The 14994-nt window shown below is 58.1% G+C and carries 16 protein-coding genes; 6 read left to right on the top strand and 10 right to left on the bottom strand.

What is annotated here, in order from left to right:
- Window positions 1-63: 63 nt before the first annotated feature.
- The gene (locus GKQ23_RS05055; RefSeq protein WP_212409932.1) at window positions 64-2208 is read left to right on the top strand and encodes an ornithine decarboxylase; all 2145 of its coding nucleotides are present in this window, start codon (window positions 64-66) and stop codon (window positions 2206-2208) included.
- Between the two features lie 85 nt (window positions 2209-2293).
- Here the strand turns inward: GKQ23_RS05055 and GKQ23_RS05060 are convergent, their stop codons facing one another.
- Window positions 2294-2932, bottom strand: coding sequence for a TetR/AcrR family transcriptional regulator (locus tag GKQ23_RS05060; protein WP_212409933.1), 639 nt, complete (start codon window positions 2930-2932; stop codon window positions 2294-2296).
- A gap of 668 nt (window positions 2933-3600) precedes the next feature.
- Between GKQ23_RS05060 and GKQ23_RS05065 the strand changes: the two genes are divergently transcribed.
- Window positions 3601-4710 carry a methyl-accepting chemotaxis protein gene (locus GKQ23_RS05065; protein WP_056231736.1) on the top strand — a complete coding sequence of 370 codons (1110 nt, stop codon included), beginning with the start codon at window positions 3601-3603 and terminating at the stop codon, window positions 4708-4710.
- Between the two features lie 66 nt (window positions 4711-4776).
- On the opposite strand, the gene mltC is transcribed toward GKQ23_RS05065, so the two are convergent.
- Genes mltC through mutY form a run of 3 tightly spaced genes read right to left on the bottom strand, consistent with a single transcriptional unit; the run spans window position 4777 to window position 7268 of the window.
- On the bottom strand, window positions 4777-5856 hold the full coding sequence (gene mltC / locus GKQ23_RS05070) for a membrane-bound lytic murein transglycosylase MltC (protein WP_056231739.1): 1080 nt from the start codon (window positions 5854-5856) through the stop codon (window positions 4777-4779).
- A 51-nt stretch (window positions 5857-5907) separates the two neighbouring features.
- Complete coding sequence (locus GKQ23_RS05075) at window positions 5908-6180, bottom strand: oxidative damage protection protein (protein WP_056231741.1); 273 nt, start codon at window positions 6178-6180, stop codon at window positions 5908-5910.
- On the bottom strand, window positions 6180-7268 hold the full coding sequence (mutY, locus tag GKQ23_RS05080; protein ID WP_199177618.1) for an A/G-specific adenine glycosylase: 1089 nt from the start codon (window positions 7266-7268) through the stop codon (window positions 6180-6182). Before mutY ends, GKQ23_RS05075 begins: the two co-directional genes overlap by 1 nt.
- A 249-nt stretch (window positions 7269-7517) precedes the next feature.
- Here mutY and trmB point away from each other — a divergent pair, with 249 nt between their 5' ends.
- From trmB to GKQ23_RS05095, 3 genes are all read left to right on the top strand, one after another.
- The gene (gene trmB, locus GKQ23_RS05085) at window positions 7518-8237 is read left to right on the top strand and encodes a tRNA (guanosine(46)-N7)-methyltransferase TrmB (protein WP_056231747.1); all 720 of its coding nucleotides are present in this window, start codon (window positions 7518-7520) and stop codon (window positions 8235-8237) included.
- Complete coding sequence (locus GKQ23_RS05090) at window positions 8237-8563, top strand: YggL family protein (RefSeq protein ID WP_056231750.1); 327 nt, start codon at window positions 8237-8239, stop codon at window positions 8561-8563. The genes trmB and GKQ23_RS05090 overlap by 1 nt, the downstream gene beginning before the upstream one ends.
- A gap of 108 nt (window positions 8564-8671) precedes the next feature.
- Window positions 8672-9382, top strand: coding sequence for a DUF2884 domain-containing protein (locus tag GKQ23_RS05095; protein WP_056231752.1), 711 nt, complete (start codon window positions 8672-8674; stop codon window positions 9380-9382).
- A 12-nt stretch (window positions 9383-9394) separates the two neighbouring features.
- Here the strand turns inward: GKQ23_RS05095 and hemW are convergent, their stop codons facing one another.
- The 4 genes from hemW to GKQ23_RS05115 form a co-directional block, all read right to left on the bottom strand.
- Window positions 9395-10537 carry a radical SAM family heme chaperone HemW gene (gene hemW / locus GKQ23_RS05100; RefSeq protein WP_056231755.1) on the bottom strand — a complete coding sequence of 381 codons (1143 nt, stop codon included), beginning with the start codon at window positions 10535-10537 and terminating at the stop codon, window positions 9395-9397.
- The gene (locus GKQ23_RS05105; protein ID WP_056231757.1) at window positions 10530-11123 is read right to left on the bottom strand and encodes an XTP/dITP diphosphatase; all 594 of its coding nucleotides are present in this window, start codon (window positions 11121-11123) and stop codon (window positions 10530-10532) included. The genes hemW and GKQ23_RS05105 overlap by 8 nt, the downstream gene beginning before the upstream one ends.
- Before the next feature lie 488 nt (window positions 11124-11611).
- Complete coding sequence (locus tag GKQ23_RS05110) at window positions 11612-12151, bottom strand: YggT family protein (RefSeq protein ID WP_056231762.1); 540 nt, start codon at window positions 12149-12151, stop codon at window positions 11612-11614.
- A 21-nt stretch (window positions 12152-12172) separates the two neighbouring features.
- Entirely contained in the window at window positions 12173-12871 is a 699-nt protein-coding gene (locus tag GKQ23_RS05115) for a YggS family pyridoxal phosphate-dependent enzyme (protein WP_212409934.1), read from the bottom strand.
- Between the two features lie 15 nt (window positions 12872-12886).
- Here GKQ23_RS05115 and GKQ23_RS05120 point away from each other — a divergent pair, with 15 nt between their 5' ends.
- Window positions 12887-13879 (top strand): type IV pilus twitching motility protein PilT, encoded by a 993-nt coding sequence (locus GKQ23_RS05120; protein ID WP_212409935.1) that lies wholly within the window; start codon window positions 12887-12889, stop codon window positions 13877-13879.
- A gap of 116 nt (window positions 13880-13995) precedes the next feature.
- Here GKQ23_RS05120 and ruvX read toward each other — a convergent pair whose 3' ends face one another.
- Complete coding sequence (gene ruvX, locus GKQ23_RS05125) at window positions 13996-14418, bottom strand: Holliday junction resolvase RuvX (RefSeq protein ID WP_199177616.1); 423 nt, start codon at window positions 14416-14418, stop codon at window positions 13996-13998.
- Window positions 14418-14981, bottom strand: a complete 564-nt coding sequence (locus GKQ23_RS05130) for a YqgE/AlgH family protein (RefSeq protein WP_056231773.1) — start codon at window positions 14979-14981, stop codon at window positions 14418-14420. Before GKQ23_RS05130 ends, ruvX begins: the two co-directional genes overlap by 1 nt.
- Between the last annotated feature and the right edge of the window lie 13 nt (window positions 14982-14994).

Genomic DNA, 14994 nt, shown 5'->3' on the forward strand with positions numbered 1-14994 from the left:
CATCGCCTGCGTTCCTGTAATGTGCTCCGGCACCCTTATCCTTGACGCCTGAGGATTAGCGTTATGACCCCACTGAAAATTGCAGCCAGTACCACCGTCGCTATCCACCTGCGCACCGGGCGCGAAGTCGTTACGCTGGATAACACCGACTTCACCGACGTTGCCGCGGTGGTGGTCTCTGTCTCCGATTCGCGCAGCGGCATCCTGACGCTGCTTAAGCGCACCGGTTTTGAACTGCCGGTGTTTATCGCGCTGGATGATGCGTCACAGGCTGACGATCTGCCGCAGGCTGACGGCCTGCTGACCGGGGATGATGATGACGCCACGCTGCTGGAAAAAGCGGCCTCCGCTTACCAGGCTAACCTGCTGCCGCCGTTCTTCCGGACGCTGACCAAATACGTGGCGATGGATAACACCACCTTTGCCTGCCCCGGCCACCAGGGCGGGGCGTTCTTTAAGAAGCACCCGGCGGGTCGGCAGTTCTACGATTTCTTCGGTGAGAACCTGTTTCGCGCCGATATGTGCAACGCCGACGTCAAGCTCGGTGACCTGCTGATCCACGAAGGATCGGCCAAGCACGCGCAGAAGTTTGCCGCGAAGGTGTTCAACGCCGATAAAACCTACTTTGTGCTTAACGGTACCTCCAGCGCCAACAAGGTGGTGACCAACGCGCTGCTGACCCGCGGTGACCTGGTGCTGTTTGACCGCAATAACCACAAGTCTAACCATCACGGCGCGCTGATTCAGGCCGGCGCCACGCCGGTCTATCTGGAAACCGCGCGAAACCCGTTTGGCTTTATCGGCGGCATCGATGCGCGCTGCTTCGATGAAGCGTATCTGCGTGAGCAGATCCGTGAAGTGGCCCCGGAGCGCGCAGAGCTGGAGCGGCCGTTCCGGCTGGCGATTATCCAGCTGGGCACTTACGACGGCACGGTGTATAACGCGCGTAAGGTGGTCGACAGCATTGGCCACCTGTGTGACTACATTCTGTTTGACTCGGCGTGGGTCGGCTATGAGCAGTTTATTCCGCTGATGGAGGCCTGCTCGCCGTTGCTGCTCGATCTTAAGCCGTCCGATCCGGGAATTTTTGTTACCCAGTCGGTACACAAGCAGCAGGCGGGCTTCTCGCAGACTTCGCAGATCCACAAGAAAGATAACCATCTGCGCGGCCAGCCGCGTTTTTGCCCGCACAAGCGGCTGAATAACGCCTTTATGCTGCACGCCTCCACCAGCCCGTTCTACCCGCTGTTTGCCGCGCTGGATATTAACGCCAGAATGCATCAGGGCGAGGCCGGTCGCCGCCTGTGGCACGAGTGCGTGGTGCTGGGCATTGATGCACGTAAAGCGATCCTCGCCCGCTGTGAGCTGATCCGACCGTTTATCCCCGCTGAGGTTGATGGCCTGCCGTGGCAGGATGCGCCCACGGCGACCATCGCCAGCGATCCGCGCTGGTTCAGCTTCGAACCCGGTGCCCGCTGGCACGGGTTTGCCGGCTATGAGCAGGATCAGTATCTGGTCGATCCATGCAAACTGCTGCTGACCACGCCCGGGATCGATGCCGCCAGCGGTAAATACGCCGACTTCGGCATTCCGGCGACCATTCTCGCCAACTACCTGCGGGAAAACGGCGTGGTACCGGAGAAGTGCGACCTTAACTCGATCCTGTTCCTGCTGACCCCGGCGGAGAGCGTGGAGAAGATGGCACGGCTGGTGGCGAAGCTGGCGCAGTTTGAGCAGCATATTAAAGAAGATGCGCTGCTGCGCGACGTGCTGCCGACCATCTACCGTAAAAACGCGGTGCGCTACGCGGGTTACACGCTGCGCCGCCTGTGTCAGGAGATGCACGATCTCTACGTGAATCACGACGTGAAAGATCTGCAGAAGGCGATGTTCCGTCAGCACAGTCTGCCGACGGTGGCGATGAACCCGCAGGATGCTAACAGCGAATTTATTCGTGGCAACGTCGAGCTGGTGGCGATTGCCGAGGCTGAAGGACGGATTGCGGCTGAAGGCGCGCTGCCGTACCCGCCGGGCGTACTGTGCGTGGTGCCGGGGGAAGTGTGGGGCGGAGCGGTGCAGCGCTACTTCCTCGCACTGGAAGCGGGGCTCAACCTGCTGCCGGGCTTCTCACCCGAGCTGCAGGGCGTGTATGTGGATACCGATGCGCAGGGCGTTAAGCGTCTGCAGGGCTATGTATTGTCCCGTTAAGTGGCGGGTAACACGCAGGCAGCAACAGGGCGTTTATCGCCCTGTTGCCGTGCTTCACCTGTTTGTACTGCTCCGGGCGCGGGTTTTACCCGGCCGCCACCTGAGCCTCTTCGCGTGCCTGGCGCAGAATAGCGTTAGCGATCCACTTACTCATGTCCTGCAGCTCATCGTTATTGCAGCCCCAGATATCCTTCATCACCAGAAAAATCTCCGATCCGTAAACCAGTGATAAAGCGCGTAATACACGTTCGACCAGCGGGGCGGGCATCTCTTTTTTTAGCGGCTCAAGCGCCTGCACCAGTGACGCCTTACGGTTACCTCGTACCAGCCGTTCCTTAAGCGGAATCGGGTTAGCAGAACGCGCCTGCGCCCACTGGCTGAGTGAAAGGTGCAGGGCCGCCCTCAGGGTACCTTCATGCTGCAGCATCCGCGGGAAGGCAAAACCCAGCAGTTCGTCAACGCGCGAGGAGGCATCCTGCGATTTGGGTTGCCAGCTGGTTATCGGGCCAAGGATTTCCGTCATTGCCGCCGAGACCAGCGCGCTCTGGGTAGGAAAATAGCGATAGGCGGTGGCGCGTGACAGCTGTGCCTCCTGAGCCACTTCGGTGATAGATGGAAAAACATCGCTGTCAAACAGCCTCATTGCGGTTTCAATCAGTAAGCGACGTGTTCTTGTCCGTGTTGATGTCAGTTTCAACACATTAGCCTGATCCCTTTGCTCCACGATAACCTCATCTTTACAGTTGTTACGGTATGAGAATAGTACCGGCAGCCCTGTCACCGTTTGCCAGTGTTGATTTCAGGAGCAGCGCTTACCCTCTCTCCCGTCAGTCACGTTCAGCAGAATATCACGCATGATCTTTTCATTCATTTTATTGAACAATTGATTGGGTGCTGAAGTGATGGTGAACAACACAACCTCTGCTTGCTACTTAACCATTCTCGATCTTAACTCAAATTAATCAACTGTTTATTGTTATATTTTCGTCTTTTCGTAAAGAAAGTGAGGAAGTTCGTTGTTTTTATCTGTTTTTCTTAAATTGCAGATACTAAAGTTTAGTGACTGATTTAGTGCTTTTACTGATATGACGAATCACCCGCGGATAGTGTGCTACCGGGCAAAAGGTTGTGGGAAACTGGTCTGCACGATGGCTGAAACCTGCTGATTTTTATCAGCTATTAATAAGCCCGGTTTTTGATTGGTCCGGGGGAGGTCGCAGAGGCGCGGATGCTCAACGTTTTATGAACGCCATAAACCACCCGTTAACTGGCGTTTAATATCGGTAATTTGTGTTAAGTTCGCTGTTGGTTGTTTTTTGTTCTGCCCGGTAGACTTCCCGCACAAATGGTAGATAAATGGAAAGGTCATCGAAACATAAGGCGGGATGAAGAATGTTCAAAAACACCAGTGTGAGAACGCTTGTCGCTGTATTTCTGTTGATATTTTTGATGGTGGTTAACGTCACTTTCTACTTTTTTGTGCGGGAAGCATCGGCTTTTTACCTCTTTAACGGGTTAGGTTTGCTGTTGCTGATTGGCCTGTGGGTCTATCTCACCGTGTATCTGGTGGTACCGATTACCCAGGTAAAAGTGGCGATAGACAATATTAATGCTGGCGAGATATCGCTGAAGATCCCTGAGTTTGGCAACAACTGTGCCGGCCGGCTGAATTCAGGCATCAACAAGCTTTCTGATAAGCTCTGCCATCTGGTCAGTAATATTCGCGCATCGTCGAAATCAGTATTTGTTTTATCAGAAACGCTGGAGAACCAGAGCGCCAGCCTCTCCTCGAAAACCGAGCAACAGTCAGCGATGTTGATGCAGACGGCCTCCAGCATGGAACAGATTTCTGCCGGAACCAAAAACAACGTCGAGAATACCCGTCAGCTTAAAAGCTTTACCAGTCAGTCACATACCTCTGCCGATCGCGGCGGCGAGTTGATGAAAAATCTGACGAGCAATATGACCTCGATTATGGATTGTGCCGGAAGGATGAATGAAATTATCGGCATGATTGACAGTATCGCTTTTCAAACCAATATTCTTTCGCTTAATGCGGCCGTTGAAGCGGCCAGGGCGGGTGAACATGGGCGGGGATTTGCGGTGGTGGCCAGCGAGGTAAGAAACCTTGCCCATAAAAGTTCGGAATCGGCAAAAAATATCAAATCGCTGATTGAGATAACCAACAAAAACATCCGTCAGGGTGTGGAGCTGGTGTCGGATGCAGAGAAAAACATGCTGGACATTGTTTCTAACTCAGCCAATGTTAACAGCTTGATGGAACAGATGCTGATATCCATTGATGAACAGGAAAAAGGTATCGAACAAATTAATGTTGCTTTGTCTGAACTGGAAGGGGTGACGCAGAGTAATGTTTCTCTGGTTGGTGCGCTGTCGGCGTCCTCGGAATCACTGAAGCACCAGGTGTATGAACTGCAGGGTGAAACCGATAATCTGCGCCTCGGTGAGGGTAACGGCGGCCTGGTCGCCGTGGCTTCGTAACCGGCAGGCCGGGATGACGGGCGTCATACCGGCCTGCCGATCCCCGGGACGTTTCCCGGGGGAGGGTTAGTAGCGGTGATAGCTCTTCTGCGCGTTGTTAACCTTGTAGAGGTAACGACGGGACTCGGCAGAAGGATGGTTGTTGGTCAACCGCTGATAAACCTCCGCCGGCGACAGGTTGTTGATGCGGTTAAACGCCTGATCCTTATCGCTGGAGAACACCCGCAGTACGCTACCGGCACCGCCGTTGTAGGCGGTGATCACCGCATAGCGGCGCGATGTCGTATTGCTGATGCCACTCAGGTAGGTGCCCTGCAGCAGCGACAGATAGGCGGTACCGGCGTCGATGTTGTTTTCCGGATCCAGCAGATAACTGCGGCTCGGTTTACCCCATTTACCCTTCATCCGGAATACGTCCACCCCTGCGGAGTGTTGCACCACCTGCATCAGGCCCAGCGCGTCGGCGTGGCTGACCGCATAGGGGTTGAAGCTCGACTCGATCTGCATGATCGCCAGAATCAGTGACTGATCGACGCCGTAGCGCTCGGACGCCTGGCGCACCAGCGGCAGATACTTATGCGCACGCTTGTCGAGGTGGTTCGGCACCATCGGAATGGTTACCGACCAGATCACATGCAGGCCGGAGGTGCGGCGCTTCAGCTTGTTCTGGATCAGGTAGTCAGCAAAGGTGCCCGCGCGGCCCTGCCAGCGGATCGGCTGGCCGGTATTATCCAGCACCTGGCCGTAGAGCAGCGGTTCTTTACTGATTTGAATGTCGTTAGCGTCGGAGTAGAGATCGACGTTACCCGGATCCTCACCGATCAGCAGGGTGGTCACGATCGCCTGGCGCAGGCTGGCGGTCGGGTCGGTACCCGCGATGGTCTCGATGGTGATGCTACCCGCCTCAAAGTTGATGTGGCTGCGGGTATAGTATTGATCGCTGTACTTCACATAATCTTTCGGTCCGGCGATCAGAACTTCGTTGATTCCCCAAATATTTTCGATGTTGTGGGCAAATTGTCCCATCAAAATATCAAAGCCGTTGGTATCTTTCACCCAGGCTTCCTGGTTGGTGTTCTGTTTCTTACCAGAACAGGAAACCAGCAGCGGAGCAATAATCAGCAAACCTATCAGTTTTTTCTTCATCTTTTCGTGCAGTGCCCACGGTGTAAAGAGCCCCTCAGCGGGGCCCGGTGCTTATTCTGCTGGCGGGGTGTAACCATCGATATGCACGTCTTTGCCTTCGAACAGGAATTTGATCATCTCCTGCTCCAGCAGCTTACGGTCATCCGGGTTCATCATGCTCAGTTTTTTCTCATTAATCAGCATGGTCTGCTTGGTCATCCACTGCGACCAGGCTTCTTTCGAGATTTCATTGTAGATACGTTTGCCCGTGTCGCCAGGGTACAACTGAAAATCCTGCCCTTCGGCATCACGTTGCAGGAACGTGCAAAAAATTGTGCGGCTCATTACTCTTCCTCTTCTTCTGTGGCGCGTGCGCTCAGTGCTCTCTGCTGCGGGTGACGCAGCTGCTGCAACAGGCGCTCTACCGGCGCGGCCAGCCCTACGGCGGGCGGCTGCGCTAAGTTATACCAGAGACCCGGGCCATCATCCATTGCGGCACGGGCAGAAGGCAGATCCAGCCACATTGGCACGATATCCAGGTGAAAATGGCTGAAGGTATGGCGGAAGGCGATCATCTGCTGCAACGGGCGATCGTCGACGCCGCGGCGGCGCAGCATCTGGCGTAATTCTTCTTCGCAGGCGAACTGCGGGAAACAGTACAGGCCGCCCCACAGGCCGACCGGGGGCCGTTGCTCCAGCCAGACGTCCTGGCCCTGCTGCATCAGCAGCAGCCAGCCGGTGCGCTCCGGCAGGGTCTGCTTCGGCTTTTTGCCCGGATATCTGGCCCAGCTGTTATGGGCGTAAGCGATACAGCCGCTGTTAACCGGGCACAGCTCGCATTTCGGTTTCGAACGGGTGCAGACCATCGCCCCAAGATCCATCATCGCCTGATTGAACTGGCTGACGCCGACGGCCGGCGTCACCTCTTCAGCGATCTGCCACAGGCGTTTCTCCACCTCTTTCCTGCCCGGCCAGCCGTCAACGGCGTAGCAGCGTGCCAGCACGCGTTTGACGTTGCCGTCGAGGATCGGGAAGTGCTGGCCTAAGGAGAGCGACAGCACCGCGCCGGCGGTGGAGCGGCCAATACCCGGCAGGTCGGCGACCTGTTCAAAGGTCTCCGGGAAGCGGCCGCCGTGTTGCTCGACCACCTTTTGGGCCGCCTTGTGCAGGTTGCGCGCACGGGCATAGTAGCCCAGTCCGGTCCACAGGTGCAGCACCTCATCCAGCGGCGCGGCGGCTAGATCGGCCACCGTCGGGAAGCGCGCCATAAAGCGTTCAAAATAGGGGATCACCGTGGCGACCTGGGTCTGTTGCAGCATCACCTCAGACAGCCAGACCTTATAGGGCGTTTTTTCCTGCTGCCACGGCAGGGTTTTGCGACCAAAACGCTGATACCAGTCCAGTACCTGCTGTGAAAACTGCGACGCCTGCATCATTGAACTGCGAACCTTCTCTAAAAATCAGGCAGGAATTCCAGCACAGACAATCGGGGCTGTAAACCGGATAATCGCTGCATTGACCCGGTGCGCAGTAAAAACCCCTTATTTACCGGGGAATGCAATCCGGGCCGGGAAGCAGCCAAATGCTGTCTATACTGATTGCCAGGATCGGCCGGCCTTTAAGTTTTGCCACCCTGAGGGCATAATGCCCGCTTTATACAGAGCACAGCCGCAGGCATAAACATGAAAAACGATGTTATCTCACCGGAATTTGATGAAAATGGCCGCGCTATGCGCCGCATCCGCAGCTTTGTGCGCCGCCAGGGCCGCCTGACCAAAGGGCAGCAGCAGGCGCTGGATACGCTGTGGCCGGTGATGGGCGTGGAGTATCAGCCGCAGCCGGTAGATTTCACCGAACTGTTTGGCCGCGAAGGGCCGGTGGTGCTGGAGATCGGTTTCGGCATGGGGGCCTCGCTGGTGGCGATGGCCGCTAACAATCCGCAGCAAAACTTCCTCGGTATTGAAGTGCATTCACCGGGCGTCGGTGCCTGCCTGGCCAGCGCGGAAGAAGCCGGCGTCAGCAACCTGCGGGTGATGTGCCACGATGCGGTGGAAGTGCTGAACACTATGATCCCGGATAACTCGCTGCGCATGGTGCAGCTGTTCTTCCCGGACCCGTGGCACAAGGCGCGGCATAATAAACGCCGCATCGTGCAGCTCCCCTTTGCCGAGCTGGTCAAAAGCAAGCTCAAGCCGGGCGGCGTATTCCATATGGCCACCGACTGGGAAGCCTACGCTGAGCACATGCTGGAAGTGATGAACAGCATTGAGGGTTACAAAAATCTGTCGGAAACGGCAAACTGGGTGCCGCGCCCGGAATCGCGGCCGTTAACAAAATTTGAGCAGCGTGGTCAGCGTCTTGGCCACGGTGTTTGGGATCTGATGTTTGAGAGGGTTAAATAATGGCTATACAGCGCAGTCGTCGTCTTCGTAAAAAAATGCATATTGATGAGTTCCAGGAAGTGGGCTTCTCGGTTGGTTTTGCCTTTGCCGAAGGTACCAGTGATGAAACCATCGATACCACCCTCGATGCGTTTATCGCCGAAGTGATCGAGCCAAACGGCCTGGCGTTCGACGCCAGCGGCTACCTGCAGTGGGAAGGCCTGGTCTGCATGCAGCACACCGGTAAGTGCACCGACGAACACCGTGAACTGGTCGCTAAGTGGCTGGAAGCGCACAAGCTGAACGACGTGAAAGTGACCGAACTTTTTGACGTCTGGTATGACTAAGTAAACAATCATCCGACCATGTCACCGTCAGTTCTCCTGCGCTCGCCGCAGGGTGGCTGATGGCCAGGGCCACGCATGCGTGGCCCTTTTTTTTAAGGAGAAGTCACTATGCGCAAGGCGCTTATCACCACGGTACTGCTGCTGGCCGCCGGCCCGGCTCTGGCTGACTATCAGTGCAGCGTTAATCCCCAGGACGATATCGTCATCTCTCCCCAGCAGGTTCAGGTGGTGGGGGCCAGCGGTAACCTGGTCATTTCACCGGGTGGCGACGTGCAGCGCAACGGTCAGCCGCTCAGCGTTGACGCCAGCTCGCGGCAGAAAGCGATTGATTACCAGAACGCGCTGCGCCGTGACCTGCCGTGGATTGATAACGGCGCGAAGCAGCGGCTGGAGAAGGGGCGGGTGGCGCTGGACCGGGTGATCGTGCAGAAGCTCGGCCAGAACAGCAACGTGCGCCAGCGCCTGACCACGCTGGACGGCCAGCTGAAGCAGCAGATGAACCGCATTATCGAGCACCGCAGCGACGGCCTCACCTTCCACCATAAGGCGGTGGCGCAGGTGCGCCAGGACGGTGAACGGCTGGTGCAGAACGCCATGGGTGGCGTGGTGCAGGACAGTCTCAACGAGATGGGCACCCGCCAGACCGGCGGCGACAATCCGCTGCAGGCGATTATGGGCAACCTTGGCGGCTTACAGCAGGCAATTCAGGCCGAGTGGAGCAACCAGGAGCAGGACTTCCAGAACTTCGGCCATGAAGTCTGTAACCGGGTCACGGTGCTGGAAGGTCAGCGCCAGGCGCTGGTGGCGGGGCTGAAGTAAGGCGGCGACGCCTTACTCCTCTTCCGTCAGGAACAGCTCCAGCAGCGAGTTAAGGAACAGTTTGCCCTTTTCGGTAATCTGCCAGTGCTCTGCGGTTTCCGTCAGGTAGCCTTTTGCCAGCGCTTCATCAAGCTGCGGGCGCACGCTGCGCTCGTCCAGCCCGGTGTAGCGCGGGTACTCGGCACGTGGCGCGGCTTCCAGCAGTCGGAAGCGGTTCATAAAGAACTCGAACGGCTTCTCACTGTCGGCCACCTCATGACGCTTATCCAGGTATTTACCGGTCATAAAACCGCGCGGATGGCGGGTTTTAGTGGTGCGGATAATGGTGCCATCCGGCTGGGTCAGCTTACCGTGCGCGCCGCAGCCGATGCCGAGATAGTCGCCAAAACGCCAGTAGTTGAGGTTATGCTCGCAGCGGTAGCCAGGTTTGGCGTAGGCGGAGGTCTCATACTGCTGGTAGCCGGCGGCGCTGAGCAGCTGGTGACCCTGTTCAAAGATATCCCACAGGTCGTCGTCGTCCGGCAGGCGCGGCGGCCGTGAGGCAAACAGCGTGTTCGGCTCTATGGTCAGCTGATACCACGACAGGTGCGGTGGATTAAGGGCAATCGCCTGGCGCAGGTCGTCCAGCGCCTCTTCCAGCGACTGGTCCGGCAGGCCGTGCATCAGATCGAGGTTAAAGCTGCGCAGGCCGAGCGCTTCGGCCAGCTTCGCCGCGCGCTTCGCCTCTTCCGGCCCGTGAATGCGCCCAAGGCGCTCCAGCTTCTGCGGGCTGAAGCTCTGCACGCCAATCGAGATACGGTTCACCCCGGCGCGCTGGTAGGCGCTGAAGCGGTCAGCCTCCACCGTGCCCGGATTGGCTTCCATGGTGATTTCAGCGGTTGGTGACAGCGGAAGGCGCGCCCGCACGCCGTCCAGCAGCATCTGCATCGCGGCGCTGCTGAGCAGGCTGGGGGTACCGCCGCCGATGAAAATGGTGCTCACCTCACGGCCTGCCGTCAGCGGCAGGTCGGCATCCAGATCGTTGAGCAGGTGCTGCACGTACTCTTCGTGCGGCACTTCGCCTTTTAACGCGTGCGAATTGAAGTCGCAGTAGGGGCACTTCTGTACGCACCACGGCACGTGAATGTACAGGCTGAGCGGAGGCAGATTAACCATTCTGCATGGCATCCAACAGCAGTTTCAGCGCCTTACCACGGTGCGAAACCGCCTGCTTCTCGCTCTTGCTTAGCTCGGCGGCGGTTTTGCCCAGCGCCGGCACAAAGAAGATTGGGTCATAGCCAAAGCCGCCCGCGCCCGCGCTGCTGCGGGCAATTTCGCCCGCCCAGCTGCCGTGGAACACCAGCGGCGTCGGATCGGCGGCGTGGCGCACGTAGACCAGCACGCAGTGAAACTGCGCCTGGCGCTCGCCGTCCGGCACGTTTTCCAGCGCCTGCAGCAGCTTGTCGAGATTCTGCTGGTCGGAGGCGTCTTCACCGGCGTAGCGCGCGGAGTAGATGCCCGGCGCGCCGCCCAGCGCATCCACCGCCAGCCCGGAGTCGTCGGCAATCGCCGGCAGACTGGTAATCTGCGCCGCATGGCGCGCTTTCAGGATGGCGTTTTCGATAAAGGTCAGGCCGGTCTCTTCGGCGGACTCCACGCCCAGATCGGTCTGCGCGACAACATCAAGACCAAACTTGGCCAGCAGGTCGGCCAGTTCGCGAACCTTTCCGGGGTTACCGGTGGCAAGTACAACTTTTTGCATAGTTAATCCAGGCTGGTAAACAGATAGCGGCTCAGCGCGCCTTCGCAAAACGACAGGGGGCAAACCAAAAAATATGAGTGATAAAGGCGATTTTACCGGAAAACGCGGGGATTTTGCAGAGCTTTAACCAGGGGGACGTGAAAGATGCAGCAATGGTAAAAGAACATGACTGGCAATGAATGCCTGATCCCCCACTGCTTTGCAGAAAATCGTTATCTGGCATCGGCTTGCTGCCGAACAACCTGCAACATCACCCATCTCGCCATATAAAATATGCCTTCAGCACAGATTTACCTACCCCCCAAATCCGCCTGAATCAACCGTTTAATCGTTCAGCATGTCACATTGCGCATTTCGCACAGATTTAACCAAGTATTTTTCGTCGTGGGAAGGCGGCAACTGAGTAAACCCCGGGAGCTTACACAAGTAAGTGACCGGGGTTTGCGAGGGCAGCCAACGCACCCACGGCGGAAAAGACGCCGGTTAAATCAGAACTGGGCCCAGCCGGGGATATACTCGAGTCCGATGAAATTCAGCATATACAGGATCAAAATCACCGCCATCGCCGAGAAATCAATGCCGCCCATTGCCGGAATAATGCGGCGAATCGGGGCCATCAGCGGCTCGGTCAGCTGCACCATCACCATGTCGACCGGGTTGCGACCCTGGCTGACCCAGCTCATCAGTGAACGAATGATGATCACCCAGAACACCAGCATACCGGCTGATTTGGCGACAATCACCAGCCCCAGATAGAGGAAGATCGGATCGGGATAGTACAGGCGCAGGGTGATCGGCCCCAGCAGCACCGCCAGCACCCAGGCGAGCAGCAGCGAGGCGGTATCCAGCGGCCCGATGGACGGGATAACGCGCCGCAGCGGTTTCACCACCGGCTGGGTAATTTTAACCACGAACTGTGAAAACGGATTGTAGAAGTCACAGCGCGCCCACTGCATCCAGATGCGCAGCAGCAGCACTTTGATGTAGATAGCAATTACCGTTGTGACCAGAAAGTTCAACGCTAGCATGGGGTTCCTTAGTAGTTGGGGTTAACTGCGCGCCGTGTAGTCACGTGCGCCAAAGATGGCGGTGCCAATGCGTACCATCGTACTGCCCGCGGCAATCGCCGCGTCCATATCGTCACTCATCCCCAGTGACAGGGTGTCCACGTCCGGATAATCCTGTTGCAGTTGATGGAACGCATCGGCCATCTGCCGGCACACCGCCAGCTGACGGTCATAGTCGGCTTCCGGTGCCGGAATGGCCATCAGCCCGCGCAGCGCCAGCCGCGGCAGCCGGGCAATCTCCTGGGCCAGCGCCGGCAGGTCTGCCAGCGCGATGCCGGATTTGCTCTGTTCATCGCTGATATTGACCTGAATCAGCACGTTAAGCGGCGGCAGTTCAGCCGGGCGCTGTTCGTTCAGCCGTGCGGCAATGCGCAGACGATCGACGGTGTGGCACCAGGCAAAGTTCTCCGCCACCAGGCGGCTTTTGTTCGACTGCAGCGGGCCGATAAAGTGCCAGATCAGCGCCGGGTTAGCCAGCTGCTGGATCTTATCCACGCCCTCCTGCACGTAGTTTTCACCGAAGCACAGCTGCCCGGCGGCGACGGTTTCCTGAACCGCGCTCGCAGGTTTTGTTTTGCTGACTGCAAGCAGCGTAATTTCCTGCGGATCGCGCCCGCATCGTTGTGCCGCCGCTGAGATCCGCTGGCGGACTTGCTGTAGGTTGTGCTCTGTCGAACTCATAGTCAGGGAATTAATATGGATATTGAAGAGTTAGTGGCCCTCAGTGTAAAGCAAAATGCCGGGGATCTGCACCTTTGCAGTGGTTATTCGCCGTTCTGGCGTCGTCATGGCCGGCTGGAGCCGATTGGCGAGCGGCCGCCGCTGACGGGCGACGGGCTGGAGGCCTTCGCCATGCGCTGGCTGAGCACGGCGCAGCATCAGGCGCTGCACCTGCATGGTCAGGTGGATTTCGCCCTGACGCTGCCGGAGGGCACCCGGCTGCGCGCCAACCTGTTTCGCCAGCGTCTGGGGCTGTCGCTGGCGCTGAGGCTGATCGCCAGCGACTGCCCGCCGCTGGTTTCGCTGCGCCTGCCGGCGATAGCCGACGCGCTGCTGCTGCAGGAAGAGGGGCTGGTGCTGATCGTCGGCGCGACCGGCAGCGGCAAGTCAACCACGCTGGCCGGGCTGGTGGGGGCGATGAACCAGCAGCAGCAGCGGCATATTCTGACCCTGGAAGACCCGGTGGAATTTATTCACCACAGCGCAAGTTCGCTGATCCAGCAGCGCGAGCTGGGTCTGCACTTCAGCCGCTTCAGCGACGGGCTGCGTGCGGCGCTGCGGGAAGATCCGGACGTGATCCTGCTGGGCGAGCTGCGCGATGCCGAGACCATTCAGCTGGCGCTGAGCGCCGCAGAAACCGGCCACCTGGTGCTGGCCACGCTGCATACCCGCGGCGCAGCGCAGGCGGTGGAACGGCTGGTGGACGTGTTTCCGGGTAACGAGAAAAATCTGGTGCGCAGCCAGCTGGCCGGCAGCCTGCAGGCGGTGCTGGCGCAGAAGCTGGTGGCGGCACCTGAGGGCCGGGTGGCGCTGTTTGAGGTGCTGATCAACACCCCGGCGGTGGCCAATCTGATCCGTGAAGGCAAAACCCATCAGCTGCCGGCGCTGATTCAAACCGGCAGCCAGCAGGGCATGCAGACCTTTGAGCAGAGCCTGGCGGAGCGGCGCAAAGCGGGGGTTATTGTATGACCAGCATCAGAAAAGTGATGGATCAACAGCGTGGATCCCTGGCCGAAAACTATTGCTGGCGTGGTGGCGGCGCTGGATGCCATCATCACCAACGTCTGAGCAAGCCGCCGGCGTGTTCAGGCGTAGTGATTCTCGAACCAGCTTTCCAGAATGATCACCGCAGAGAGCGAGTCTACGCTGCCCTTACTTAGCGCCTTAAAGCCACCGCGTTCGAACAGTTCAGCACGGGCCTCAACGGTGCTGAGCCGCTCATCATGCAGGTCGACCTGTGCGCCGAAGCGGCCGTGGATGCGGTTAGCGAACTTGCGTGCACGCGCGGTCAGCGGCTGTTCGCTGCCGTCCATATTCAGCGGCAGGCCAACTATCACCCGATCGGGCTGCCACTCTTTTAACAGCGCCTCAATTTTGCCCCAGTCGGGCGTGCCGTCCTGCGCCTTCAGCGCGGCCAGCGGACGGGCGGTACCGGTCACCTGCTGACCAATGGCTACGCCGATGCTTTTCGTGCCAAAATCAAAGGCTAACAACGTCATATGGCTCATCAGGCGTGACCCGCTTCACTGGTAATATTGTGGATATCAATGCCGATGCTTTTTGCCGCTTCGCGCCAGCGCTCGGCGATCGGCGTGCGAAACAGGATGTTGCTGTTGGCGGGGGCGGTCAGCCACGCGTTTTCCAGCAGCTCCTCTTCCAGCTGGTCTTTTTCCCAGGCGCAGTAGCCAAGCGCCACCAGCACCTGCTGCGGCTGCTGCGCGGTGCCCATCGTTTCCAGCACGTCGCGTGAGGTGGTGATCACCGTATTGTCAGACACGCGAATGCTTGAACCAAAGCTGCCCTGCGACGAATGCAGAATAAAACCGCGATCTTCCGCCAGCGGGCCGCCGGAAAAGACCGGCTTATCCAGCTTAATGGCCGGATCGCGCGAGTCCGTGTCGATCTTGAGTTTCTTCAGCATACCTTCGACGGTCAGGTTCTCCATCGGCTTATTGACGATCAGCCCCATTGCCCCGTCATCGTTATGTTCACAGATATAAACCACCGAGCGCCGGAACATGGGGTCCTGCAGCGCGGGCATAGCAATAAGAAAGTGATGCTGTAAATTCATACTTAGTCGTCTT

The sequence above is a fragment of the Erwinia sp. E602 genome, assembly GCF_018141005.1.
Classification (GTDB): domain Bacteria; phylum Pseudomonadota; class Gammaproteobacteria; order Enterobacterales; family Enterobacteriaceae; genus Erwinia.